This window comes from Nocardia stercoris, assembly GCF_003696265.1.
GTDB classification, from domain to species: domain Bacteria; phylum Actinomycetota; class Actinomycetes; order Mycobacteriales; family Mycobacteriaceae; genus Nocardia; species Nocardia stercoris.
The window spans coordinates 24,216-49,128 of the sequence record NZ_RFFH01000015.1 but is presented as its reverse complement, the minus strand read 5'-3'; the positions used below and the strand labels follow the sequence as shown (position 1 = coordinate 49,128).

The 24,913-nt window shown below is 69.8% G+C and carries 24 protein-coding genes and 1 pseudogene; 15 read left to right on the top strand and 10 right to left on the bottom strand.

Translation table 11 applies throughout. The features are described from left to right. The first annotated feature begins 126 nt into the window (after positions 1-126). The 3 genes from EBN03_RS26300 to EBN03_RS26290 all read left to right on the top strand — a co-directional run bounded on the left by EBN03_RS26300 (position 127) and on the right by EBN03_RS26290 (position 5,032). Positions 127-2,673, top strand: a complete 2,547-nt coding sequence (locus tag EBN03_RS26300; protein WP_122190824.1) for an ATP-dependent Clp protease ATP-binding subunit — start codon at positions 127-129, stop codon at positions 2,671-2,673. Positions 2,674-2,969: 296 nt separating this feature from the next. Then, on the top strand, positions 2,970-3,497 hold the full coding sequence (locus EBN03_RS26295) for a nuclear transport factor 2 family protein (RefSeq protein WP_122190823.1): 528 nt from the start codon (positions 2,970-2,972) through the stop codon (positions 3,495-3,497). 173 nt (positions 3,498-3,670) lie between these two features. Further along, positions 3,671-5,032, top strand: coding sequence for a GH39 family glycosyl hydrolase (locus EBN03_RS26290; protein WP_158675747.1), 1,362 nt, complete (start codon positions 3,671-3,673; stop codon positions 5,030-5,032). A 112-nt stretch (positions 5,033-5,144) separates the two neighbouring features. On the opposite strand, the gene EBN03_RS26285 is transcribed toward EBN03_RS26290, so the two are convergent. Beyond that, positions 5,145-6,311, bottom strand: coding sequence for a helix-turn-helix domain-containing protein (locus EBN03_RS26285; protein ID WP_199742968.1), 1,167 nt, complete (start codon positions 6,309-6,311; stop codon positions 5,145-5,147). A 174-nt stretch (positions 6,312-6,485) separates the two neighbouring features. Between EBN03_RS26285 and EBN03_RS26280 the strand changes: the two genes are divergently transcribed. The 5 genes from EBN03_RS26280 (at position 6,486) to EBN03_RS26260 (ending at position 11,375) form a co-directional block, all read left to right on the top strand. Beyond that, positions 6,486-7,877 carry a flavin-containing monooxygenase gene (locus EBN03_RS26280; protein ID WP_122190820.1) on the top strand — a complete coding sequence of 464 codons (1,392 nt, stop codon included), beginning with the start codon at positions 6,486-6,488 and terminating at the stop codon, positions 7,875-7,877. After that, positions 7,874-8,719, top strand: a complete 846-nt coding sequence (locus EBN03_RS26275; RefSeq protein ID WP_122190819.1) for an SDR family NAD(P)-dependent oxidoreductase — start codon at positions 7,874-7,876, stop codon at positions 8,717-8,719. The genes EBN03_RS26280 and EBN03_RS26275 overlap by 4 nt, the downstream gene beginning before the upstream one ends. Then, positions 8,605-10,059: an MFS transporter gene (locus tag EBN03_RS26270; RefSeq protein ID WP_325052094.1), complete on the top strand. Its 1,455-nt coding sequence runs from the start codon at positions 8,605-8,607 to the stop codon at positions 10,057-10,059. Before EBN03_RS26275 ends, EBN03_RS26270 begins: the two co-directional genes overlap by 115 nt. After that, on the top strand, positions 10,059-10,757 hold the full coding sequence (locus tag EBN03_RS26265) for a TSUP family transporter (RefSeq protein ID WP_122190818.1): 699 nt from the start codon (positions 10,059-10,061) through the stop codon (positions 10,755-10,757). Before EBN03_RS26270 ends, EBN03_RS26265 begins: the two co-directional genes overlap by 1 nt. Before the next feature lie 174 nt (positions 10,758-10,931). Beyond that, on the top strand, positions 10,932-11,375 hold the full coding sequence (locus EBN03_RS26260; protein WP_122190817.1) for an OsmC family peroxiredoxin: 444 nt from the start codon (positions 10,932-10,934) through the stop codon (positions 11,373-11,375). A 92-nt stretch (positions 11,376-11,467) separates the two neighbouring features. On the opposite strand, the gene mhuD is transcribed toward EBN03_RS26260, so the two are convergent. Continuing rightward, the gene (gene mhuD / locus EBN03_RS26255; protein WP_122190816.1) at positions 11,468-11,788 is read right to left on the bottom strand and encodes a mycobilin-forming heme oxygenase MhuD; all 321 of its coding nucleotides are present in this window, start codon (positions 11,786-11,788) and stop codon (positions 11,468-11,470) included. A gap of 61 nt (positions 11,789-11,849) precedes the next feature. Between mhuD and EBN03_RS26250 the strand changes: the two genes are divergently transcribed. The 4 genes and pseudogenes from EBN03_RS26250 (at position 11,850) to EBN03_RS26235 (ending at position 15,085) form a co-directional block, all read left to right on the top strand. Then, positions 11,850-12,167, top strand: a complete 318-nt coding sequence (locus tag EBN03_RS26250) for a hypothetical protein (RefSeq protein WP_122190815.1) — start codon at positions 11,850-11,852, stop codon at positions 12,165-12,167. Between the two features lie 77 nt (positions 12,168-12,244). Continuing rightward, complete coding sequence (locus EBN03_RS26245) at positions 12,245-13,003, top strand: alpha/beta fold hydrolase (protein WP_122190916.1); 759 nt, start codon at positions 12,245-12,247, stop codon at positions 13,001-13,003. A 37-nt stretch (positions 13,004-13,040) separates the two neighbouring features. Beyond that, positions 13,041-14,211, top strand: a pseudogene (locus tag EBN03_RS26240) (acyl-CoA dehydrogenase family protein). Positions 14,212-14,260: 49 nt separating this feature from the next. Then, positions 14,261-15,085, top strand: coding sequence for an enoyl-CoA hydratase/isomerase family protein (locus EBN03_RS26235; protein WP_122190814.1), 825 nt, complete (start codon positions 14,261-14,263; stop codon positions 15,083-15,085). A gap of 93 nt (positions 15,086-15,178) precedes the next feature. On the opposite strand, the gene EBN03_RS26230 is transcribed toward EBN03_RS26235, so the two are convergent. The 6 genes from EBN03_RS26230 to EBN03_RS26205 form a co-directional block, all read right to left on the bottom strand. Continuing rightward, positions 15,179-15,472: a DUF4190 domain-containing protein gene (locus EBN03_RS26230; RefSeq protein WP_122190813.1), complete on the bottom strand. Its 294-nt coding sequence runs from the start codon at positions 15,470-15,472 to the stop codon at positions 15,179-15,181. Between the two features lie 187 nt (positions 15,473-15,659). Beyond that, positions 15,660-16,628 carry a 23S rRNA (guanosine(2251)-2'-O)-methyltransferase RlmB gene (rlmB, locus tag EBN03_RS26225; RefSeq protein ID WP_122190812.1) on the bottom strand — a complete coding sequence of 323 codons (969 nt, stop codon included), beginning with the start codon at positions 16,626-16,628 and terminating at the stop codon, positions 15,660-15,662. Positions 16,629-16,631: 3 nt separating this feature from the next. Further along, positions 16,632-18,023: a cysteine--tRNA ligase gene (gene cysS / locus EBN03_RS26220; protein ID WP_122190811.1), complete on the bottom strand. Its 1,392-nt coding sequence runs from the start codon at positions 18,021-18,023 to the stop codon at positions 16,632-16,634. A gap of 165 nt (positions 18,024-18,188) precedes the next feature. Next, entirely contained in the window at positions 18,189-18,656 is a 468-nt protein-coding gene (gene ispF / locus EBN03_RS26215; RefSeq protein ID WP_122190915.1) for a 2-C-methyl-D-erythritol 2,4-cyclodiphosphate synthase, read from the bottom strand. A 38-nt stretch (positions 18,657-18,694) separates the two neighbouring features. Continuing rightward, the gene (gene ispD, locus EBN03_RS26210; protein WP_122190810.1) at positions 18,695-19,429 is read right to left on the bottom strand and encodes a 2-C-methyl-D-erythritol 4-phosphate cytidylyltransferase; all 735 of its coding nucleotides are present in this window, start codon (positions 19,427-19,429) and stop codon (positions 18,695-18,697) included. Between the two features lie 2 nt (positions 19,430-19,431). Beyond that, entirely contained in the window at positions 19,432-19,920 is a 489-nt protein-coding gene (locus EBN03_RS26205) for a CarD family transcriptional regulator (RefSeq protein ID WP_122190809.1), read from the bottom strand. Positions 19,921-20,327: 407 nt separating this feature from the next. Between EBN03_RS26205 and EBN03_RS26200 the strand changes: the two genes are divergently transcribed. The 3 genes from EBN03_RS26200 to disA all read left to right on the top strand — a co-directional run bounded on the left by EBN03_RS26200 (position 20,328) and on the right by disA (position 23,483). Next, positions 20,328-20,894 (top strand): copper chaperone PCu(A)C, encoded by a 567-nt coding sequence (locus EBN03_RS26200; protein ID WP_233608652.1) that lies wholly within the window; start codon positions 20,328-20,330, stop codon positions 20,892-20,894. A 143-nt stretch (positions 20,895-21,037) separates the two neighbouring features. Continuing rightward, positions 21,038-22,423 (top strand): DNA repair protein RadA, encoded by a 1,386-nt coding sequence (gene radA / locus EBN03_RS26195; protein ID WP_122190807.1) that lies wholly within the window; start codon positions 21,038-21,040, stop codon positions 22,421-22,423. After that, entirely contained in the window at positions 22,371-23,483 is a 1,113-nt protein-coding gene (gene disA, locus EBN03_RS26190; protein WP_122190806.1) for a DNA integrity scanning diadenylate cyclase DisA, read from the top strand. The genes radA and disA overlap by 53 nt, the downstream gene beginning before the upstream one ends. 19 nt (positions 23,484-23,502) lie before the next feature. On the opposite strand, the gene EBN03_RS26185 is transcribed toward disA, so the two are convergent. Beyond that, on the bottom strand, positions 23,503-24,159 hold the full coding sequence (locus EBN03_RS26185; protein WP_122190805.1) for a hypothetical protein: 657 nt from the start codon (positions 24,157-24,159) through the stop codon (positions 23,503-23,505). A gap of 104 nt (positions 24,160-24,263) precedes the next feature. Further along, positions 24,264-24,887, bottom strand: a complete 624-nt coding sequence (locus EBN03_RS26180) for a carbonic anhydrase (RefSeq protein ID WP_122190804.1) — start codon at positions 24,885-24,887, stop codon at positions 24,264-24,266. Positions 24,888-24,913 lie beyond the last annotated feature (26 nt).

Here is a 24,913-nt window from a genome sequence, read left to right as displayed (position 1 = left end):
GGCCGGGATCCTCGCCAACTAGAGTGGAAGGCGGGGGCATGCAACCCCAGGGCTTCAGGACACCCTGGCGCGCCGCGCGAGCGGCGAGCGGGATGTCGTGACAGCGGAGCAGGAAGTGAGGGAGCGATGTTCGAGAGGTTTACCGACCGTGCGCGGCGGGTCGTAGTTCTGGCTCAAGAAGAGGCCAGGATGCTCAACCACAACTACATCGGTACCGAGCACATCCTGCTGGGCCTGATCCACGAGGGAGAGGGCGTCGCCGCGAAGTCCCTTGAGTCCCTCGGGATTTCGCTCGAGGGTGTGCGCAGTCAGGTCGAGGAGATCATCGGGCAGGGCCAGCAGGCGCCGTCCGGTCACATCCCCTTCACCCCACGGGCCAAGAAGGTGCTCGAGCTGTCGCTGCGTGAGGCACTTCAGCTGGGCCACAACTACATCGGCACCGAGCACATCCTGCTCGGCCTGATCCGCGAGGGTGAGGGCGTCGCCGCCCAGGTCCTCGTGAAGCTGGGCGCCGACCTGAACCGGGTGCGGCAGCAGGTGATTCAGCTGCTGTCGGGTTACCAGGGCAAGGAGCCGGTGGAGCAGGGTTCGCGTGGCGAGTCCGGCACGCCGTCCACCTCGCTGGTGCTCGACCAGTTCGGCCGCAACCTGACCCAGGCCGCCCTCGAGGGCAAGCTCGACCCGGTCATCGGCCGCTCGAAGGAGATCGAGCGCGTCATGCAGGTGCTGAGCCGCCGCACCAAGAACAACCCGGTCCTGATCGGTGAGCCCGGTGTCGGTAAGACCGCCGTGGTCGAGGGCCTGGCACAGGCCATCGTCAACGGTGAGGTGCCGGAGACGCTCAAGGACAAGCAGCTCTACACGCTGGACCTGGGCTCTCTGGTCGCCGGTTCCCGCTACCGCGGTGACTTCGAAGAGCGCCTGAAGAAGGTGCTCAAGGAGATCAACACCCGCGGCGACATCATCCTGTTCATCGACGAGCTGCACACGCTGGTCGGTGCGGGTGCCGCCGAGGGCGCCATCGACGCGGCCTCGATCCTGAAGCCGAAGCTGGCCCGTGGCGAGCTGCAGACCATCGGCGCTACCACCCTCGACGAGTACCGCAAGTACATCGAGAAGGACGCCGCCCTGGAGCGCCGGTTCCAGCCGGTCCAGGTGGGCGAGCCGACCGTCGAGCACACCATCAACATCCTCAAGGGTCTGCGCGACCGGTACGAGGCGCACCACCGCGTGTCCATCACGGACTCCGCGCTGGTCGCCGCGGCCACCCTGGCCGACCGGTACATCAACGACCGCTTCCTGCCGGACAAGGCGATCGACCTGATCGACGAGGCCGGCGCCCGGATGCGCATCCGCCGGATGACCGCGCCGCCGGACCTGCGCGAGTTCGACGACAAGATCGCCGACGCCCGCCGCGAGAAGGAAAGCGCCATCGACGCGCAGGACTTCGAGAAGGCAGCGCGTCTGCGGGACAAGGAGAAGCAGCTCGTCGCCAAGCGCGCCGAGCGCGAGAAGCAGTGGCGTTCCGGTGACCTGGACGTCGTCGCGGAGGTCGACGACGAGCAGATCGCGGAGGTGCTGGCCAACTGGACCGGTATCCCGGTGTTCAAGCTCACCGAGGAGGAGACCACCCGTCTGCTCCGCATGGAGGACGAGCTGCACAAGCGGATCATCGGCCAGGAGGACGCCGTCAAGGCGGTCTCGAAGGCCATCCGCCGTACCCGTGCCGGCCTGAAGGACCCGAAGCGCCCGTCCGGCTCGTTCATCTTCGCCGGTCCGTCCGGTGTCGGTAAGACCGAGCTGTCCAAGGCGCTGGCGAACTTCCTGTTCGGCGACGACGACGCACTCATCCAGATCGACATGGGCGAGTTCCACGACCGCTTCACCGCCTCGCGTCTGTTCGGTGCCCCTCCGGGCTACGTGGGCTACGAGGAGGGCGGCCAGCTCACCGAGAAGGTGCGGCGCAAGCCGTTCTCGGTCGTGCTGTTCGACGAGATCGAGAAGGCCCACCAGGAGATCTACAACACCCTGTTGCAGGTCCTGGAGGACGGCCGCCTCACCGACGGTCAGGGTCGTACGGTCGACTTCAAGAACACCGTGCTGATCTTCACCTCGAACCTCGGTACCTCCGACATCTCGAAGGCGGTCGGCCTCGGCTTCGCCCCGAGCAATGCCGAGGGCTCGAACTACGAGCGGATGAAGCTGAAGGTCAACGACGAGCTGAAGAAGCACTTCCGCCCCGAGTTCCTCAACCGCATCGACGACGTGATCGTCTTCCACCAGCTGACGCAGGACCAGATCATCCAGATGGTGGACCTGATGATCGGCCGCGTCGCCCAGCAGCTGAAGAACAAGGACATGGAGATCGACCTGACCGACCAGGCCAAGGCCCTGCTCGCGAAGCGCGGTTTCGACCCGGTCCTGGGCGCCCGCCCGCTGCGTCGCACGATCCAGCGCGAGATCGAGGACCAGCTGTCGGAGAAGATCCTCTTCGGCGAACTCGGCCCCGGCCAGCACGTGCTGGTGGATGTCGAGGGCTGGGACGGCGAGGGCACCGGCGAGGACGCGAAGTTCACCTTCGCGGCCACCGACCGGCCCAAGGTCGAAGCCCCGGTCGAGGAGGTCGTGGTGGCGGCTGCCGAGAGCGGGCCGGCGTCCGCGGTCGGCGAGTAGTCAGTAGGTAGCGGAAAGCCCCGCTTCCCCGGGTTCGCCTGGGGGAGCGGGGCTTTTTGCTACGAGACCGCCCCGGTATGCGGGGAGAGTCGGTGGCCGGATCAGCCTGCGCACCGAGGTCGACGAAACCCCGACGCGGAGAGCGGTCGAGCTCGCGGCCCAGTTCGCCCTCCGCGGCTACGACGCCGTCCATTGCACGGCGACCGTTGGAAGATGGGGATCTCGTGGCGCGGCCGGTCCGGTACTTGGCGTCTGCGGTCCCCTGACGGCGGACCAGGGCCCAATATCGTTGAAACATGCTGCACGAGAAAAAGCTTCAGAGTTCAGCCCATCGCGCTGTTGCCGCCCCCGCCGATGACGTCGCCGCGGTAGTGGCCGAACTGCGCGACCGGGCCGAAATCGTCGATGCCCTCTACCGATTCGCGTTGGGGCAGGACACCGCGGACCGGGAGATGTTCGCCTCGGCGTTCGCCGAGGACGCCGAACTGGACTTTCGGCCGGCGGCCGCTCGCTGGGGCGGCAGCCCACCCGTGATGGCCGGGCGCGACACGATCGTCACCACCATCCTCACCATGTTCGCCGGCCGAGTGAAGACGACGCACCAGGTCACGAACGCGCGCATCACCATCGACGGCGACACTGCCCGAATGACCGCTCTGGTCGAAGCTCAGCATCTCCTCATCGCGGAACCGGCACGGCATGCTCTGTTGAAGAACCCGTACGAGCTCGACCTGGTGCGCGATGGTGACCGATGGTTGATTCGCCGGATGCGGATCGACAACACCTGGTACACAGGCGAACCGACCGCCATCTTCGGGCCCTGATACGCGGTGAACGGCTGACAGACGGAGATCCGATTGCCGGATCGGGTGACACTCGACTGCACGTAGCGTGGAAGCCGTTGCGGTGAGCGGTGGTGTCGGCGTGGGTGGGCGCTGTCGCGAGACCATTCCGCCAAAGCTGGACACTCGTTCAAATGGTGGATCATACACCCGTGATGAGAATGGTTGTCGTGGCCTGCTGCGTTGCGGTGCTCGGATTGTCGGCTCCGGGAATCGGTTCCGCGGAGCCCGCGGCCACCGCGGTGACCGTGCATCCGGCGCAGCGGACCGGGGTTATCCAGCCCGAGTTGGTGGGCAGCAACGAGCCGGTGGAGGAGCCGGACTCGGTCAAGGATGCGTCGGATCCGCTCATGCGGCAGTTGGCACCGTCGTGGGTTCGCACCTTCGCGCATTTCGATCTGAGCTTCGGCGGTCGTCCGAACTACGACTGCGCCTCGGGCGCTTGGGATTCCGGGCCGCTCGATCGGGAGAACGCGCATATCCGGGCCCAAGGTGCGCAGCCGGTCGTCGTGGTCGGGTACGCGCCGGCCTGCATCAACGGTGCGGGCCCGGGGCAGCCGGTGTTCGCCGCGTCACCGCTGGAGCATGCCGACAAGTGGAACTCGCTGGTCGCGACCATGGCGGTGCACGAGATCGCGGACGGGGTACGGACTTTCGAGATCTGGAACGAGCCGGACACCTCACTGGCCTTCTCGCCGATCACCTATCCACAGTTGTATGCCGACACGGTCGGGGTGCTCGAACATGTCGCTGCCGCCGCTGGGGTCCGCATCGAGGTCGGCGGCCCCGCGCTCGCGGTGGGCACCGACCCGCTGGTCGCGGAACCGTTCCTGGCTTCGGTGGCCGCCCTGGGCCTGCCGCTGGATTTTGTTTCCTGGCATTGGTATTCGGAACTGGTCTGCACGCCCTCGGGGTGTCCGGTACCGGACCCGCACACCTTCGCCGACCAGTCGCGCACGATGCGCGCGGCGGTGGCGAAATATGCCGGCCTGCACCCGAAGCTGTGGATATCGGAATGGAATCTCAGCTCCGCGGGCGACTCTCGGGCCGCCCAGCCGTACGGCGGCGCCTACGTGGCAACCGCGCTGATGGGAATGCAGCAAGCGGGGCTGGATCGTTCGTGCCTGTTCCTCACCGCGAACGACCCGGGATTCGCCCTGATCGAGGACGGCGGAACCCGACCTGGCCCGGAATATGCGGCCATGGCCTTCTGGCGGGCGCTGGCTCCGAATCAGGTCGCCGCCGACATCAGCAGCGGGCCAGCCGATCTCGCTACTATCGCCTCCACCGGTGACGACGGCCGGGTCACGGTGCTGCTGTCGAACTTCTCGGCGAACGGCACATCCGTCACGGGCCCGGTGACCGTACGGGTCCCCGGTGGCGACTACCAGTGGACCGAATCGGTCATCGACACCGCGCACACCGGCGAAGTCGCCGCCGGCGGAACGGGAGAAGCCGCGACAGTCGACTTGGCAGCCGAGACAACGGTCCTGCTCACCTTCACACCGCGGCGATAGCCCATGCCGAGGTTTCCGATTCCGTCCGGCCTGAGCGCACAATCGTGGCCGCTATCGGGCAATTTCTCACGGTAGGGGCCGAACATCGTGCATTGAGGCCGGGTCGCTTCACTCAGTTTTCCTGCGGCGCTCCGGAATCCGCGGCCATGTCGGCGAGCCAGCTCGTGCACAACCACCACGCGTTGATCGCGCCGAAGGTGTCGTTCGGGTCGATGCCGGTCACCTCGGTGAAGCGCTGCACCCGGTTGCGGACGGTGTTGGGGTGGACGAAGAGGCGCTCGGCGGCGGTGGCCGTTTCGCGGCCGGTCTCCAGCCAGGTGCGGACTGCGTGGGCCACCGGCTCGGCGTTGACGCCGAGCGCGGCACGGGCCGGCCGGTGTCGTTCCAGGAGCACGCCGGCGAGATCGCCGCGGTCGGCGGTAGCGGCGAGCACGGCGATATCGGCGACATGCACCAGTCCCGTCCGTCCGATCGCCTCGCCCGCCGTCAGCGCGGCGATCGCCAGCCGCCGCGTTGCGGCCAGTTCCTCCGGCTCGGCCGGTCCCGCCAAACCGGCGACGCCCGCCGAGCCCGCTGTGGTGTGTGTCGCGACCACGCGCGCGGATGGCCGGCGGGCCAGAGCGGCCACCAGCACGCCGTCCACATGCCCGGCCAGCGTCGGAACGTGATGGCGCAGAGCCTGTTCGAGGGCGGTGTTGCCGGGCCGGGCGACCAGGATCCAGAGCCCTTCGCCGACCGGCAATCCGGCTTCGGCGGCGGCGAGGGTCGCCGCGGTGCCGCCCTCCAGGAGGCGGCGCAGGATGGTCAGGTCCCGATCGCCTCGGCCCGCATGCTGTTCCGTATCCGCGGCGCGGTGGGCCCGGATGAGCCGGGTGCGGACCGCCTCGGCCCAATCGCCGTAGAGCTCGCGGGCGTCGAGCAGGAGTGCCGCGTCGATCTCGCCCGCGGCGACGGATTCGCGCGCCCGGGACCAGATCGCCCGTTCGGCAACATGAATCGCGGCCAGGACCGCCTCGACCGGCACGCCCTGCCGGGCTCGGGTCACGCCCAGCTCCTCGACGAAGGATAGTTCCGCCTCGGTCGGACCACGCCGAGCCGCCAGGGCGCGGGTGGCGGCGAACAGCAGTGCTCGGGTGTGGCCTGCGATGTCGGCGGGCGGCAGCACCGCGACCTCCCGGACGATCGCGCGCACGCCGGCGACCACCGACGGCAGCAGGTCGTCCTCGCCCACGACCCGTTCGATCAGGTCGACCACATCGGTCCAGTCGTCGTCACGCACGGCAGCATCCTCGCCCATGATTGTGGCGCGGCACAAGCAAGTGGTCGAATCACGTGGCCGAGTCCATGTTCACGCCCAGAATCGATCCCTAGCATTGGCTGCAGCTACAACGGCGATCGTCGCGAGGGAACAGGATCCAGCGGACGGAAAGCCCCGGGTCCGAGGAGAAGCAGCATGCACCCACCGCGCGTCGCCGTGATCGGCGCGGGAGCGGCCGGCCTGGCCGCCGTGAAGGAACTGCTGGCTGCGGGCGTCGCGGCTGTCGGCTATGAGCAGGGCGATCGGCCCGGCGGTCTGTGGGTGCGGGGCAACACCAGCGGCTTGTCCGCCGCTTACCCCTCGCTGCACCTGAACACCAGCAAGGGCCGCACCCAGTTCGCCGGCTTCCCGATGCCGCGGCACTGGCCGGACTACCCGTCCGCCGACCTGATCGCCTGGTATCTCGCCGACTACTGCGCGACCTTCGGGCTCACCGAGCACATCCGCTTCGGCACCACTGTCACCTCGGTGGAACGCACCGACGACGGGTGGGTGGTCACGGCCGGGGACGACGTGGACCGCTTCGACGCGGTGATCGTCGCCAACGGCCACAACTGGGACCCGCGGCTGCCCGAGCCTGGCTACCCGGGCGAGTTCACCGGCGAGCAGCTGCACGCCCACGACTACCGCGACCCGGAGGTCTTCCGGAATCGCCGCGTACTGGTCGTCGGCATGGGCAACTCGGCGATGGACATCGCGGTGGACGCCTCCTATGTATCGAACGGCCCGGTGCTGCTGTCGGCCCGCCGCGGGGTGCACATCGTGCCCAAGTACCTGTTCGGCCGTCCGGCCGATGCCACCGGTGGGGTGCTGGCCGCCCTGCCCTGGCGGCTGCGGCAGCGGCTCGCCGAGACCATGCTGAAGCTGGCTGTCGGCACCCCGCAGAGCTACGGGTTGCCCGCGCCGGCCGGAGGGCTGTTCCAGAATCACCCGACGATCAGCGACACCATCCTGCACCGACTCACCCACGGTGAGGTCGCGCCCCGCCCCGGCATCGACCGGCTGGACGGGGATCAGGTCGTATTCCGCGACGGCACAACGGAACTCGTGGACGTGATCGTGTGGGCGACCGGCTATCGGGTAACGATCCCGTTCCTGTCGCAGCGTTGGCTGGGCGCCGACCCGGAACAGTTGCCGCTGTACCAGCGGGTCTTCCACCTCGACGATCCGAGCCTCGCCTTCGTAGGGCTCATGCAGTCGACCGGGGCGGCGCTGCCCGTCGTCGAGGCGCAAGCGAAACTGGCCGCGGCCTACTACGCCGGCCGCTACGCCCTGCCCACCGCCGCCGAGCAGCGGCGGGCTGTCGACCGGGCGCTGCGTGCGGCACGGGAACGCTGGGGCGAGCATCGACCGGCGATGCGGATCGATTTCGACAGATACGTCGCCGAGGTGCCGCGCGAGATCACGGCCGGGCGGGCCCGGTTCCGGCGCGGTGCGCGCCCGTTCGCCTCGCACGACCGAACCGATTCCGCCACAACCGAATCGGGCCGGCTCTCCGGTCCGGACCAGGACAGGAGCAACGCATGACCGCCGCCACCGGTAAGGGGCTCCGCGATCCCCACGGCCTGCGCGTCCTGGTGACCGGCGCCTCCGGCACCTTCGGCCGCGCGATCTGCGGCCGGCTGGCGGCGATGGGCGCCCACGTCGTCGGCCTGGATGTGGCGCCGCGCCCCGACGACCCAGTCGAGGTCCTCGCCTGCGACCTCACCGACGACATCGATGTTCCGCGCGCGGTCGCGGCCGCCGTCGAACGGCTCGGTGGTCTCGACCTGCTGATCAACAATGCCGGGATCGGAGGTCCCGCTCCCGCCGCGCTGCCGCCGGGCGCCGAGGTGCGCCGTCAGCTCGACATCAACCTGCTCGGCGCCTGGCGGGTGACCGCTGCCTGCGTGGACGCATTGGTCGAGTCCCGCGGCCGGATCGTCATGGTCTCCTCGCGGATGGCCGTCATGCAGCTGCCGCTCGCCGCCGCTTACGGCGCGTCCAAGCGCGCGCTGGTCGCCTACGCGGACGCGCTGCGCCTGGAACTCGGCACCCACGTCGGCGTGACCTGCGTCTACCCGTCCGCGGTGCGCAGTCCGATCCACGATTCGACTGCCGCGGCAGGACTCTCGCTGGAGGGGATGAGCAGCTACGAGCCGCTGGACGGCGTGATCGACACGGTGCTGCGGGCCGGCTCGAGCAAGCGCGTGCACCGGGACCTGAGCACCACGCGGCGTGGCGCGGTGGAGTTCTTCCTGGCCCGCCACCTGCCGTGGGTGACCGATCGGATCATTGCCCGCACGCTGGCCGCTCGCGCGCGCAACGGTGCGTTCGAAGGCGCCGAACTTGCGGCCGGTGTCGTCCGGCGGCATCGAGACCGGCGGTGAGCGCCACACCGCAGACTTCGGTAGCCGAGACCGAACCTTCTTCCGCCGATCTGTGTCGCTACGGCGCCGGATCGGTCGGGATGGGGCTGTGGGTCACTGTCCCGGGCCTGCTTCTGCTCTACTTCCTCACCCAAATCCTCGGTGTCCCAGCCTTTCTGGCCGGGCTCACCCTACTGCTGCCGAAGCTCCTCGATGTGGTTGTCCATCCGTTGCTCGGGTCGCTCTCGGACCGACAGGCGCGCCGCAGCGGGCACCGGCGGGGCATGCTGTACTGGGGGCTGCTGTTGGCGGTCGCCTGGGTGGCCTTGTTCACCGTGCCGGGCGGCCTCACCGGGACGGGCGCGGCGCTGTGGGTGGGCGGCTGCTACGTCGCCGGCAACCTCCTGTTCGCCTGCTTCCAGGTGCCCTATCTGACCACCCCCTCCGACCTGCGCATCGACTATCACGAGCGCACAAGGGTTTTCACCTTCCGGATGGTCTTCCTGATGCTGGGCCTGCTCGGCGCGGGCGTCGCGGCGCCGGCGCTGGTGGCCGCGGGTGGCAGTGCCGCCTACGCGAGGATGGCGCTGTTGCTGGCCGGGGTGCTGGTGGTCTCGGCACTGCTCGGGCTCGTCGGTGTGCGGCGGCTGACCGAGCGCAGCGGCATCCGGTTGCCGGACGACCATCGGCACTCGGTGCTCGCGGATGTCCGTGCGGCCTGGCGTGATCGGGAGTTCCGGGCGCTGCTGCTCTCCTACCTGTGCACGAATACGACCACGCATCTCTTCCTGGCGGGGGTGCCGTTCTACGCCCGTTATGTGTTGCACGACAAGAGTTTCACCGCGCTGATGATGGGCGCGTTCCTGGTGCCCGCCACGCTGGCGGCGCCGATCTGGTTGCGGGTTTCCCGCCGGATCGGCAAGCAGCGCGGACTTCTACTGTGCCAGTTGGCATTCCTGGCCGGATCACTGACGTTGCCGGTCGGCGGCGTTGCCGGACCGGCCGTCACCGCTGCCGTGGTGGTCGTGATGGGTGCCGCGTTCGCCGGGCTGCAGCTGCTCGCCTTCTCGATGCTGCCCGACGCGGTGGCTGCCGCCGAGGCGCGCGGTGCCGCCCGGGCCGGTGCGTACACCGGCGTGTGGACCGCGACGGAGGCCACCGGCACCGCAGTCGGCCCGTATCTGTATGCGGCCGTCCTGGCTTCGGCCGGATTCGTGTCCACCACCGGTGACGCCGTGGTCGCGCAGTCCGGTACCGCACATGCCGCCTTGCTACTGGGCTTCACCGTGCTACCGGCCGGCCTCATGGCCGTCGCCTGGCTGTTCCAGCGTCGCTACCGGCTAGACCCGGTGGCCGCGTGATGGGGAACCTCGAACTGCTCGCGCTCGCCGGGGTATTGCTCGGCGCGCTGGCGCAATCGGCGACCGGTATGGGCTTCTCGCTGATCGCCGCGCCCGCGATGATCCTCTGGCGCGGACCGCACGAGGGTGTCGCCCTGACCCTGACGCTCGCCACGCTGTGTTCGCTGGTGCCGTTGCTGCGCGACGGCCGGTATGCCCGTCCGGGTGAGGTAGCGCGGCTGCTGGTTCCGACCCTGCTCTGCACCCCTCTGGTCGCCCTCGCGCTGCGCGGAGTGGACGCGCGGTGGCTGGCCCCGGCCGCCGGGATCGGCGTGATCGCCGCTGTCGCGGTACTCGCTTCGGGCGTCCGCTGGACCTGGCTGCGCCGGCCGTCGGGTGCCTTGGCTGCCGGCGCCGCGAGCGCGCTGCTCAACGTGGTGGGCGGCGTCGGCGGACCGCCGATCGGCCTCTACGCCGCCAACGCCGACTGGCCACCCGAGACCACTCGCGGCAACCTGTACGCCTTCTTCGTCCTGCAGAACCTCGTCACTGCCTTCGCCGTCGGTCTCGTCCTCCCCTCGCCGCCGGAGCTGGCCGCCCTCGCCCTCGGCACCGCCGGGATGCTGCTGGCGCCGCGCCTGCCGGCGAAGGCCGCGCGGACCGCGGTGCTCGCCGTCTCGCTGCTGGGCGGAATCGGACTGCTCGGCGGAGCCGTGTAAGGCCGCGCCGCGCGCGAGAAGGAGACAGCGGCGCCGGAATCATGTTCTGCCGCATAGTCGAAGAACGCGGTCAGCAGTGCGCTGCGCGGGTGTCGAGCCGGGTATCGGGGTTCGGAGTAGGTTTCGTGCGGAAGGGAGTTCGCCCTTCGCGACGAGTCTTTCGAAAGGACTGTGATGGCAACACGTACCGCGCGCACCGCTTGGACCGGGGGGCTGCAGGACGGTTCCGGGCAGGTGGAGCTGGCCAGCTCCGGTGTCGGTAAGTACGACGTGTCGTTCCCGAAGCGGGCGGCCGACAACGCCGACGGGACCACCAGCCCGGAAGAGCTGGTCGCGGCGGCGCACTCCTCGTGCTACGCGATGGCGCTGTCGGCCGAGATCGGCAATGCCGGCGGTACGCCGCAGTCGCTGGACGTGACCGCGGACGTCACCCTGGGCCCGGACCCGGCCGGTGGATTCCGGATCAGCAAGATCGTGCTCACCGTGGTCGGGCGCGCCGACGGCATCGACGAGGCCGGTTTCCTGGCTGCCGCGGCCGCCGCGAAGGCCGGCTGCCCGATCAGCAAGGCGCTGGCCGGGGTCGACGTGATCGAGCTCGACGCGTCCTTCGCGGCCTGACGCTACGAAAATGGTCGCCTACCCGCGGAATCCGGGGGTAGACGACCATTTTTTCGTCCGCTGACCGTCGGAGCGGCCGACGGTCGCGGGTTTCAGTTCTCCGTGGCCTTTCCGGCCACGTCCAGCACGACCTCGAACTCCAGCAGCGACGCGCCGGTCGAGACGGGCTTGGGGTTGTGCTGCCCGGCGTGTGCCTCCTTAGCCGGGCCGTTGCGCCACGCGTCGAAGGATTCCTCGGAGTCCCACTGCGTGACCACGAAATAGCGGTTCTCGCCCGCGACCGGGCGGAGCAGCTGGAAGCCCAGGAATCCGGGCGAGTTCTCCACCGCGTGGGCGCGGTGCGCGAACCGCTTCTCCAGCTCGGGTCCGGCGCCCTCGGGCACCTCGATCGCATTGATCTTCACAACAGCCATGACCACAGGCTAGACCCCGCGCGGCCCGGGTCAGAGGCTGCCACCGATCTGACGCAGCAGGGTGACGTCGTCGAAGACCGCCGTGGCGTGGCAGATCTTGCCGTCCTGGCTCACCGACCCCGACACCGAACCGCCGGAGAACCGCGACCCGGCCCTGTTGAAACTGACCTTCATCGACCTCGTCGACGACAGCGACATACGCGCGTTCGCCGCGGCCCGGGCCGCCCAGCACCGCGCCTGGCTGGACGACTACCGCCAGCGCCGGGCCGCGCTCGACCCGGACGACCCCGCGGCCGCCGCCCGGCGCCGCGTGCTCGACCTCGGCGTCCGCTACGAACAGACGTACACCGATTTCTGGGAATCGGTAGTGTCCGAATAGGCGTGCGCGGAAAACGGCCGGGCGCGAGAAACAGCCGCGCATCCGATGCGCCGCGTACCCGAGAGGTGGTCGAGCAGGTGCTCCACGACGAGGGCGGCACCGGGGTGCCGATCCTGCTGCTGCACGGACTGATGGGCAGCGCCCGGACCTGGCGGTCGCAACTGGACTGGCTGCGCGACTTGGGGCACGTGTACACCTTCGACGCCGCCGGACACGGCCGCCCGGCCCCCGACGATCTCACCACCGAGGCGTTCGTCGACGACCTGGCCGCCGCCACCGCCACGATCACCGAACCGATGATCGTGATCGGCCACTCGATGGGCGGCCTGCACGGCTGGGTGCTCACCGCCCGCCACCCGGGTCGGGTGCGGGCGCTGGTGGTGGAGGACATGGCCCCCGACTTCCAGGGCCGCACCGCCGACGACTGGGCCACCCTGGTCGCCGGCTGGCCGCAGCCGTTCCCCGACGCAGACGCCGTCGTGGACTTCTTCGGCCCGGTCGCCGGCCGCTACTTCCTGAACTCGTTCACCCCCGGACCCGACGGCTACCGGCTGCACGGCGAGATCGAGACGTTCCGCCGGATCTCCGAGGAGTGGGGTACCCGCGACTTCTGGACCGAATGGCGTGCGGTGCGGGTGCCCGTCCTGCTGTTGGAGGGCGAACACACCATCACTCCCGCGGGCCAGATGCGGACCATGGGCGAATCGAGCCCGCACGCCCGCCACGTGGTGATCGCCGGGGCCGGGCATCTCGTCCACGACGACCGTCCACAGGAGTACCGGGTGGAGGTGGAGAAGTTCCTGCGCACGGTGACCGCCCCCGGTTCCGGCGCGTAACATTGCGCGCGCAGCCCACGACTCGGGGAGGCCGGGCATGATCGATTTCTCGATTTCCGCTGATTTGGCCGACATGCGCGATCGGATCCGGGAATTCGTGGTCGACCGGATCGTGCCCTACGAACGGGATCCACGCGTCACCGTCCACGGCCCCACCAGCGAACTGCGTCAGGAGCTGGTCGAGATCGCGCGCGGCGAGGGGCTGCTCACCATCCAGGCGCCCGAAGAGCTCGGCGGACTGGGCCTTTCGCACATCGAGCAGGCCGTGCTGTACGAGGCCGCGGGCTGGTCCACACTCGGCCCGGTCGCGATGAACTGCGCGGCACCCGACGAGGGCAACATGTTCCTGCTGTTCGAAGATCGCGGATCCCGACCAGGTCGAGGCACATCTGACCCCGTTGGTCAACGGCCGTCGCCGCTCGGTGTTCGCCATGACCGAACCCGGGGGGGCCGGCTCGGACCCGGCTCAGCTCGCCACCGAGGCGGTCTTCGACGGCGAGACCTTCACGATCAACGGCCGCAAATGGCTGATCACCGGCGCCGACGGTGCGCTGACCTGGATCGTCATGGCCCGGCTGGCCCCGAATCCGTTCCTGCCCGCGGGCCCGACCCTGTTCCTCGCTGAGGGCGACGCGCCCGGCATCGTGATCGAGCGCGTCATGAACACCATGGACCGCAACTATGTGGGCGGGCACGCCGTGGTCCGCTTCGAGAACCTGCGGCTGCCGGCGTCGGCCCTGCTCGGCGAGGCCGGTGCGGCGCTGCGCTACGCCCAGCTGCGGCTGGCGCCCGCCCGACTCACACACTGCATGCGCTGGCTGGGGGCCGCCGGGCGCGCCCAGCACATCGCCACCGAATACGCCAAGACCCGAACGGCTTTCGGCAAGACGCTGGGCGAGCACGAGGGTGTGTCGTTCCTGTTGGCGGACAACGAGATCGCGTTGCACCACTGCCGGCTCGGCATCTGGCACGCCTGCTGGCTGCTGGACAACGGTGAACGGGCCCGGCACGAGAGCTCGATCGCGAAGTCGTTCGTCTCCGAGGAACTGTTCAAGGTCGCCGACCGGTGTGTGCAGATTCTCGGGGGCATCGGGATCAGCGACGAAACCGTCGTCGAGATGATCTTCCGCGATATGCGGGCGTTCCGGTTGTACGACGGCCCGACCGAGGTCCACAAGTGGGCGATCGGGCGCGAGGTGCTGCGCTAGATCCGGGGATGTCGGCGGCGGGTCGGCTTCGAAGCTAGGATTCCGACGTATGAGTTCGGAACTGCACGTCGACGTCTCCGGCGGGATCGCTGTGCTCACCCTCAACCGGCCGGCGCAGCAGAACGCCTTCACCCCGGTGATGGCGGCCGAACTCGGCGCCGCACTGCGCCGCTGCGATACCGAGGACACGATCCGCGCCGTGGTGATCACCGGAACCCCGCCCGCGTTCTGTGCCGGCGCCGACCTGTCGCTGCCCGTCGGTGAGGTCACCGGCGAGGTGGAACCGCCGCCGTGGCAGGTCCGCAAACCGGTGATCGCGGCCGTCAACGGGCATGCGGTCGGGATCGGGCTGGCGCTCGCGTTGCAGTGCGACCTGCGATACATGGCCACCGACGCGGTGTACGGCCTGAACCAGGTGCGGCGGTCGGCGGTGGCCGGCGGGTACGCGCACTGGACGCTGCCGCGGCTGATCGGGATGGCCAATGCCGCCGATATCCTGCTGACCGGCCGCACCTTCGACGGCGAGGAGGCGCAGGCGATGGGCCTGGCCAATGCCGCGCTGCCCTCCTCGGAGGTGCTGCCGACCGCGCTGGCCGTCGCACACGACATCGCCGGCGGTTCGGCGCCGCTTCCCGTCGCGCTGTCCAAGCGGATGCTGTGGGAGGGGCTGGACATGAGCGCCGCCGCGGTCGGCCGCCTCGAACGCGACCTCACCGGCTATGTGGCGGAGAGCGTGGACGGCCGGGAAGGCATGGCCGCGCTACGTGACCGCCGCCCGCCGAAGTGGACCGGCAGCGTCGCGCAGGAGTGGCCCGCGTGGGGTCTCGCGGGCGATCAGGCCGTCACCGACACCGAACGGCCGGTGCTCGACTGATCGTTCAGCGGTGCTCGACTGACCGTTCAGCGGTACTCGACTGACCGTTCAGCGGTACTCGACTGACCGTTCAGCGATGCTCGGCCGGTCCGTTCAGCGGTGCGAGCACCCCATCAGCAGGTACAGCCCGGCGATCGCGACCATCAGGCAGGTGCCGATGATGCCGAGGATGTAACCCGTCATTACCTGGGAGCGCCCACCGTACGCGCCGCCGGACCGCTCGATCTCGTCGAGCGCCCGGCGACCCATCACCCAGGCGACGGGACCCAGTGCGCCACAACAGAACAGGCTCAATGCGCCCACGAGCAACACGGTCGTCGCGTGCGGGTGCTCGATCGGCTGACCGATCGGCTCGTCGTTCAGCGCTTCGAAGTACTCGGGGAACATATCCCGAATTGTAAGGCGATCCGGACGCCGAACGTCGTTGACGCGCAGCGAAAGCCGCGATCACGGGCAACACTCCGAGCGGATCGCCGTAGTGCTTCGGGCGCGTGCGCGTTCCGCGGCGAGCGGTGGTGCGGTGAACGCTCCGAACGCGGCGCCGAGGTCGTTGCCCGCGGCGCCGCGTTGTGGGTCAGCGACGCTGGCGGGCGATGTCGGCGAGCACCACGCCCGCCGCCACCGACGCGTTCAGCGACTCCACCGGTCCGGCCATCGGAATGCTCAGGATGCTGTCGCAGGTCTCGCGCACCAGCCGCGACAGGCCCTTGCCCTCGGAGCCGACGACGATGACCGTCGGTGCGGTGCCGTCGAATTCGTCCAGGCTGGTGTCGCCGCCGGCGTCGAGGCCGACGATCTGCATCCCGGCGTTCGCCCAATCCTTCAGTGTGCGAGTCAAATTCGTGGCACGCGCGACCGGCAGCCGGGCGGCCGCGCCGGCGCTGGTCCGCCAGGCCACCGCGGTGACGCTCGCACTGCGCCGCTGCGGGATCACCACACCGTGCCCGCCGAACGCCGCCACGGAACGGATCACCGCGCCGAGGTTGCGCGGGTCGGTGATGTGGTCCATCGCGACCAGCAGCGCCGGATTCGGTGCCCGCCGAGCGGCTTCCAACAGATCGTCCGGGTGCTCGTAGCGATACGGCGGCACCTGCAGGGCCACGCCCTGGTGCATGCCGTTGGTGCTCATCTTGTCCAGGTCGGTGCGCGGCACCTCCAGGATCGAGATGCCGAGGTCCGCGGCGCGCTGCACGGATTCGCTGAGCCGGTCGTCGTTCTCGGTGCCGACGGCCACGAACAGCGCGGTGGCCGGCACGCCGGCGCGCAGGCACTCCACGACCGGGTTGCGGCCGAGCACCAGCTCCGGGCCGTCCTCGGCGCGCCGGCTGGCTACTCGCGATCGCGAATTGCTTTGACTGGCAGCCGCTTTCGCGGCAGCCTTGGCCCGCTTGGCGGCCGGGTGGTACGGGCGGTCGGTCGCCTTGGGCGTGGCGCCCCGGCCCTCGAGCCCCTTGCGGCGCTGACCGCCGGAGCCGACGACCGCGCCCTTCTTGCCCCCGTTCTTCTTGCGGACGGCCCCTTTGCGCTGTGAGTTACCTGCCATCGGTCAGCCCTTTCCGCTCAGTGACCATTCCGGGCCGGCGGGGGTGTCGGTGACCTCGACCCCGGCCGTGTTCAGGCGGTCGCGGACGGCGTCGGCCGCCGTCCAATCCTTGTCCGCTCGCGCCTGTGCGCGCCGGTCGAGTTCGGCGCGGACCAGGACGTCGAGGGCGTTCGTGGCGGCCGCGGAGTCCCGGCCGCTCGCCCAGTGCGGGTCGAGCGGGTCGACGCCGAGGATCGCGAGCATGGCGCGGGTCCGGCCGGCCAGCTCCCGCGCGGTGTCGGCGTCGCCGGACTCGAGTGCCTTGTTGCCCTCGTGGACCACGCGGTGGATCTCGGCGAGGGCCCGCGGTACCGCGAGGTTGTCGTCGAGCGCCTCGGCGAACGTGTCGGTCCACTTGCCGACCGGAACGTCGCCGTGCCGGTCGGCGACCCGCTGCACGAACGCCTCGAGCCGCCGGTAGGTGGCGGCGGCGTCGGTGAGTGCCTGCTCGGAGTACTCCAGCATCGACGCGAAGTGCGCGCTGCCCAGGTAGTACCGAAGTTCCACGGCGCGAACGGTTTTCAGCATGTTCGGCACGGACAGGGTGTTGCCCAGCGACTTCGACATCTTCTCGCCGCCCAGTGTCACCCAGCCGTTGTGCAGCCAGTAGCGCGCGAAACTGTCGCCCGCCGCCTTGGACTGAGCGATCTCGTTCTCGTGGTGCGGGAACACCAGATCCACACCGCCGCAATGGATGTCGAACTCGGCGCCGAGGAAGTACTCGGCCATGGCCGAGCATTCCAGGTGCCAGCCGGGCCGGCCCGGGCCCCACGGCGACGGCCAGGTCGGCTCACCGGGCTTGGCGGCCTTCCACATGGTGAAGTCGCGCTGGTCGCGCTTGCCGGTGCCGGCGCCCTCACCCTGCTGCACGTCGTCGAGCTTCTGCCCGGACAGTTCGCCGTAGCTGGGGTAGCTGCGCACATCGAAGTAGACGTTGCCGTCGGCGGCGTAGGCGTGCCCGCGATCGATCAACCGCTGCATCAGCTCCACCATCTGGGTGATGAAGCCGGTCGCCCGCGGCTGCGCCGACGGCGGCAGCACCCCGAGCGCGTCGTAGGCGGCGTCGAAGGCGCGCTCGTGCGTGGCCGCCCACTCCCACCAGGGGCGGCCGGCCGCGGCGGCCTTGTTCAGGATCTTGTCGTCGATATCGGTGACGTTGCGGATGAAGGCCACATCGAAGCCGTTGGCGGCGAGCCAGCGCCGCAGCACGTCGAACGCGACGCCGCTGCGGACGTGGCCGATGTGCGGCTCACCCTGCACGGTGGCGCCACAGAGGTAAATCGATGCCTTGCCGGGGACCGACGGCGTGAAGTCACGCAGGGTCCGCGTCTCGGTATCGAACAGGCGCAGAGTCACGACCAGCCATCCTAGCTATCGGAAACGAGTGTGGTGAAAGTGGATGTGTGCAGCGTACGGGCCGTAGGGCCACGGTCCGTGGCGCACTTGGGAACTCACCGCGATCGGCGGACCGCGATGACACGCATCGGAGATGCGGGCGAGGGACGGATCCGCCCGGCCGGCTCAGCTACATCGGTAGAGCAGTGCGGTGGCCACGGCCGCCACACCCTCGCCGCGGCCGGTGAGCCCGAGCCCGTCGGTGGTGGTGCCGGAGACCGAGACGGGCGCGCCGAGCAGTTCGGTGAGCACCTGCTGGGCCTCGTCGCGGCGCGGGCCGATCTTGGGCCGGTTGCCGATGACCTGGACCGAGGCGTTGAGCACGAGGTAGCCGGATCCGGCCAGCAGGTCACGCACCTCGGACAGCATGGCGGCGCCGGTGATGCCGGCGCGTTCCGGGCGGCCGGTGCCGAAGATCTTGCCCAGGTCGCCCAGGCTCGCCGCCGACAGGAGCGCGTCGCACAGCGCGTGCACGGCGACGTCCCCGTCGGAGTGTCCGGCGCAGCCGTTCTCGCCCTCGAACAGCAGCCCGGCCATCCAGCAGGGGCGGCCCGCTTCGATCGGGTGGACGTCGGTGCCGTTGCCGACGCGCAAATTCCGCAGTTCGGCCGGGGCGAGGGTGGTGGGGGCAGTCATGGCCGCTCCATCATGCCTGCCGCGACCCGGTCGTCTGCGAGCAGGCTGGTGGCCAGGTGCAGGTCGAGTGGTGTGGTGATCTTGAAGGCGCGCGGGTCACCGGGCACGACGTGCACCTGCGCACCGAGCAACTCGACCAGACCGGCGTCGTCGGTGGCGGGCACGTCCAGGGCGTAGGCCGCGCGCAGCAGTTCGGCGTCGAAGCCCTGCGGGGTCTGGATCGCGCGCAGCGCGGCACGATCGGGGGTACCGGTGACCACGCCGGAAGCGTCGACCGACTTGATGGTGTCGGCCACCGGCAGGCCCGGCACGACGGCTCGGTGTCCGGCGCGCAGCGCGGCGACGACCTGGGCGACGAGCGCGGGCGGAGTCAGTGCCCGGGCGGCGTCGTGCACCAGGACCAGGGCGGCGTCGGGGGCGGCGGCGAGGCCGGCGCGCACCGAATCGGTGCGTTCGGACCCTCCGGCCACCACGGTGACCGGGATCTCGGGGGCTGCGCTGCTCTGGGCACGGTCGAGCAGGGCTGCGGTGGTCGATACGAGTTCGGCCGGGACCATGATCACCACGTGGTCCACGACCCCCGAGGCAATCAGGCCGTCGACGGCCAGAGTGAGCATGGGACTGCCGCCGACCGGGACGAACGCTTTGGGCATCGAAGCACCCAGACGCACGCCTTGGCCGGCGGCAGGGACCAGCGCGACGACTCGACCCGAGTCGTGCGTAGGCGTCACTGTCAGGAAGCCGCCGCGAGGACCTCGTCGAGCAGCGAGTCGGCGCGGACGTCGTCAGTTCCCTCGGCGAGCGCGAGCTCACCGACGAGGATCTGGCGGGCCTTGGCCAGCATGCGCTTCTCGCCCGCGGACAGGCCGCGGTCCTGTTCGCGACGCCAGAGGTCGCGCACGACCTCGGCAACCTTGTTCACGTCGCCGGAGGCCAACTTCTCGAGGTTGGCCTTGTAGCGACGAGACCAGTTGGTCGGTTCTTCGGTGTGAGGTGCGCGGAGCACCTGGAACACCCGGTCGAGACCTTCCTGGCCGACGACGTCGCGGACGCCGACATATTCCGCGTTCTCGGCGGGAACGCGGACCGTCAGGTCGCCCTGTGCGACCTTCAGGACCAGGTACTCCTTTTGAACTCCCTTGATGGTTCGGGTCTCGATAGCTTCGATCAGCGCCGCTCCGTGGTGGGGGTAAACGACGGTGTCTCCGACCTTAAAAATCATGTGTCCCGTGCCCCTTTCGATGCTCACAGTTTAACATGCGAGTCGGTAACAGTGCGATCAACGGTGCAGGTCAGGGCCACAGTTGGCGCACCCGAGGGCTTGACAGAACAGCAAGCGTGTGCATTCTGTTGTGCCCGAACGGGATTGCGCGCGGCGCAGATGTGCTAAAAGCAGCGCGGCGCGCGGTATGTGAGGCTCGAAGCGGGGACTCCAGGACCGCCGGAGCCGGGCGTGTCGTCCCATTGGTCCCAGTCTCCGCCGGGCGCGCCCCCGTCCGCGCGGCGCGCGAGCGCGGGAACGCGAGCGAAAAAGTCATACCCGACGCGGCGCGCGCATCCGCGACTACTACGCTGCGTAACAACTACTCTCCATCGTGGAGTGAACCCGGTCGACATGGAGGACAACCCGTGACTGCCCTGAATGCCACCACAGCGTCGAAGCGGCCCGTCGTGCGGCGTGCGCTCGCGGTTGCCGCACTCGCCGCCGGTGCGGCGCTCGCGCTGTCGGGATGCGGTGCCGGTCAGATCTCGCAGACCGCCTCGCAGCAGTCGGCAGTGAACGGCAATACCGCTGACATCGGCCAGCTCGCGCTGCGTGACGTCCGGATTCTGACCCCGCAGTCCGCCGACTACACCAACACCTCCGGCGGCAAGGCCGTGCTGGCGTTCACCGTCACCAACCAGAGCGGTTCGGTTGCCGACCAGCTGACCAGCATCAAGAGCGACCTGGGCGACGTCAAGCTCACCCCCGCCACCGTCGACGTGCCGCCGCTCAAGGCCGTCGTCGCCGCGGCGCCCGGCAAGGTCGCCGCCGACACCGGCTCCGGCGACGCCGTCGTCCTGGTGGAGATCAGCGGTCTGCACCGCGACGTCACCCCGGGCCTCACCTACCCGGTGACCTTCAACTTCAAGCAGAACGGCACCGTCGCGGTCAGCGCGCCGGTCGACGCGGGCTCGACACCGGCCAAGTCCTGATCCGTCCCGTGTGATGCCCCGATCCGCCGCGATCGGGGCATCGCCCTTTTCGGGGCGTCAAGTCCCCCTGCGACATGGCACACATCACTCCCCGCGGCGGCGTCTTCGCCGCCGTTGTCGGACCCGGTCTCTAGGCTGCGCTCGTGGCCAAGGTGAAGACTCTGTTCCGCTGCTCGGCGTGCTCGTACGAGGTCGCCAAGTGGGTCGGTCGCTGCCCGGACTGCGGCGCCTGGGGTTCGGTCGACGAGGTGGCGGCCGTCGCCGGACCGGCCGCCGCGGCGATGCCCGGCCGGCGCGCGCTGCTGCCCTCGACCGCGGCGACGCCGATTTCCGCCGTCGACTCGATGGTGACCAGGGCGCGGCCCACCGGCATCGACGAACTGGACCGGGTCCTCGGCGGCGGCCTGGTGCCCGGCTCGGTGGTCCTGCTGTCCGGGGAACCCGGCGTCGGCAAGTCGACCCTGCTGCTCGAGGTGGCCTACCGGTGGGCCCTCGCCCGCGAGGAGCGCTCGCTCTACGTGACCGCCGAGGAATCGGCCGGGCAGGTCCGGCTGCGGGCCGACCGCACCGGCGCGGTGCACGAACGGGTATATCTCGCAGCGGAATCCGATCTGGCCACCATCTTCGGTCACGTCGAGCAGGTGAAACCGACACTGCTCGTGGTCGACTCGGTGCAGACCATGCTCACCGCCGACGCCGACGGGGTGATCGGCGGGGTCACCCAGGTCCGCACCGTCACCGCCGCGCTGACCGCGCTCGCCAAGTCCAGCGGTATCGCGGTACTGCTCGTCGGGCACGTCACCAAGGACGGCGCGGTCGCCGGCCCGCGCACCCTGGAACACCTCGTGGACGTGGTGCTGCACTTCGAGGGCGACAAGCACACCACGCTGCGCATGGTGCGCGGGCTGAAGAACCGGTTCGGCGGCGTCGACGAGGTCGGCTGCTTCGAACTACAGGAGGACGGGATCGCCGGGGTCACCGATCCCTCCGGATTGTTCCTGCACCATCGGGGCGAACAGGTGCCGGGCACCGCGATCACCGTCGCCATGGACGGCAAGCGGCCGCTGCTCGGCGAGGTGCAGGGGCTGACCGTGCCCACTCCGATCCCCTCGCCGCGCCGGGCGGTCAGCGGGCTGGACTACAACCGGGTGGCGATGGTGCTGGCCGTGCTGCAGAGCCACGGCAACCTCCAGCTCGGCAAGTTCGACGTCTACGCGGCCACCGTCGGCGGCATGCGGCTCAGCGAGCCCGCCGCGGATCTCGCGGTGGCGCTGGCCATCGCCGGTTCGGTGCGCCAGGTGGCCTTGCCGCCGGGCATGGTGATCCTCGGCGAGGTGGGGCTGGCCGGCGAGGTGCGGGCCGTTACCGGGGTGCGGCGTCGACTCGCCGAGGCACAGCGGCTAGGTTTCACCCAGGCAGTGGTGCCCCGTGGCGTGGATCGCAGCGGGATCGAGATGAAGGTGCTCGAAGTGTCGGATGTTCGTGCGGCACTACGGCAATGTGTGCGCAAGGAAAGCAAGGCCGACTGAGCGGAGGCTGTCGATGAATGTCGCACGGCTGGTGCCCGGCACCGAACTGCGTGACGGCATCGACCGAATTCTCAAGGCTCGCACCGGAGCTCTGATCGTGCTGGGCTACGACGAAGCGGTGGAAGCGATCTGCGACGGCGGCTTCGAGCTCGACGTCGAATTCTCGGCCACCCGGCTACGGGAACTGTCGAAAATGGACGGGGCAGTGGTGCTCTCGGCCGACGGGTCCCGAATCCACCGCGCCTCGGTACATCTGGTGCCCGACCCCGCGCTACCGACCGGCGAATCCGGCACCCGGCACAAGGCCGCCGAGCGGACCGGGCGTCAGACCGGCCGCCCGGTGATCGCGGTGAGCCGCTCGACCGGCATCGTGACGGTGTTCGCCGGACCCGACCGGCGGGTGCTGCAGTCGTCGGAGACCATCCTGGCGCGGGTCAATCAGGCCCTGACCACCCTGGAGCGCTACCGGACCCGGCTGGACGCCACGGTGCGCCGGCTCACGGCCGTGGAACTGGCCGATGTCGCGACCCTGCGCGACGTGCTGACGGTGCTGCACTGCCTGGAACTGGTACACCGGCTCGCTCGCGAGATCGCCGGGGATATCGAGGAACTCGGGGTGGACGGGCGCCAGGTCGCGTTGCAGCTGGCCGAATTGGTCGGCGACACAGACGAACTACGGAAGCTCGTGGTCGCCGACTACTTGCGGGGCAACGCGACGAGCGACGGCTCGGCCCGGCTCGACGAGGACGTGACCGCGGCGCTGCACAGCCTCGGGGAGCTACCCGAGCTGGCACTGCTGGAATCGGCGAATCTGGCTGCGCCGCTGGGCTTCCCGGCCACCGTCGCCGCACTGGACACCGCCGTGGCGCCGCGCGGGCACCGGGTGCTCGCGGGCCTGCCCCGGGTGTCGCGCGCCCAGGCCCGGGCCCTGGTGACCGCATTCGGTGCCCTGCGGGCGCTGCGCGATGCCTCCACCGCCGAACTGGCCGCGGTCGACGGCGGTGACGCGCAGCTCGCGGCCCGGGTGCACGCCGGGCTGGCCGGGCTCGCCGCCGGCTGACGGACCGGCGACGGGTTCGCTAGAGCAGGTTGAACGGCTCCGGGTTGCTGCGCAGCGAACCGAACTGTGCCACAACGGCATACGGGCCCGCCGGCACCTGGACGCGGTCACCGGCGCAGTTGGGCTGCGAGCTGGTGCCCGACCAGGTCAGGGTGAACGCCGCCTGCTGGCCGCCGGTCAGGGCTCGGACGTCGGCGGGGGCGCCCTTGTCGCAGTCGGTGTTCGACCACAACCGGCGCTGACCGTCCAGCGACTGCACGATGACCTGCTGCAGGCCCGAACCCATGTCCCGCTGACAGGCCTGGGTGGAGATGTTGGTGATCACGATGTTGAACACCGGCTGGTCGCCGACCTTGTAGGAGGGCTGGCCGACGGTCACCTTCACCGCCAGGGACTGGTCCGGGCAGGCGACGTTCGCGCTCACCGCCGAGGCCGAGGCGGCCGCCGACGCCGACGGCGCCCCGCTGTCCGCGGCGCCGGTGGGGGTCACGCCGGCGGAGGACGAGACCGGCGCGGTCGAGGTGGCCGCGGCGGGCGTGGCCTTGTGGTCGTCGCCGCCGGTGAGCAGAATGCCCGCCCCGACCACCAGCACGATCGCCGCGGCGATCACACCGATCGCGAGCAGGCGTCGGCGCCAGTAGATTTCCGGCGGGAGAGGTCCGTTCGGTTCCAGCACGGCACCAACGGTAAGCGCATCGACGGCAGTACTCGGTCAGCGACTCGGTGTGTCGGCCGCGAAAATGCGGTGCCACCCGGTACATTTCGCCGCCTCCGGCCGGATCAGACCGTCTCGCCGAGATTTCCGACGGCGCGGTGCAGGACCACCCGGCCGTCCTCGAGCTTGTAGGTGACGCAGGCGATCGCGCATTCGCCGGTGGCGACGCGCTGCGAGATGATCATCGAGTGCTGCATGAGCATCCGCCCGGTCTCCACCACATGCCGGGCCTCGAGGTCGTCGATCTCGGTAAGCCCTTCCCGCCGGCCCAGCAGGATCGACGGGGTGACCCGCTCGACCAGGCTGCGGATGAATCCACCCGGCACCTCGCCGCCGTCGAGGGCGTTCACCGTGGCGGCGACCGCGCCGCAGCTGTCGTGCCCCAGGACCACGATCAGCGGGACATTGAGGATGTCGACGCCGTACTCGATGGAACCGAGGACCGACGAGTCGAGCACGTGACCCGCGGTGCGGACCACGAACATGTCACCGAGCCCCTGATCGAAGATGATCTCGGCCGCGACCCGGGAATCACCGCACCCGAAGAGAATGGCCCGGGGATGCTGGCCGCCGACGAGCTTGGCCCGGTCGCTGGCGCCCTGGCTAGGATGCTGCAGGGCGCCGCTGACGAACCGTTCGTTGCCCTCGCGCAGGGATTTCCAGGCGCTGACGGGATTGGTGTGAGGCATGGCTCCGATTGTGCACGGCCGACCGC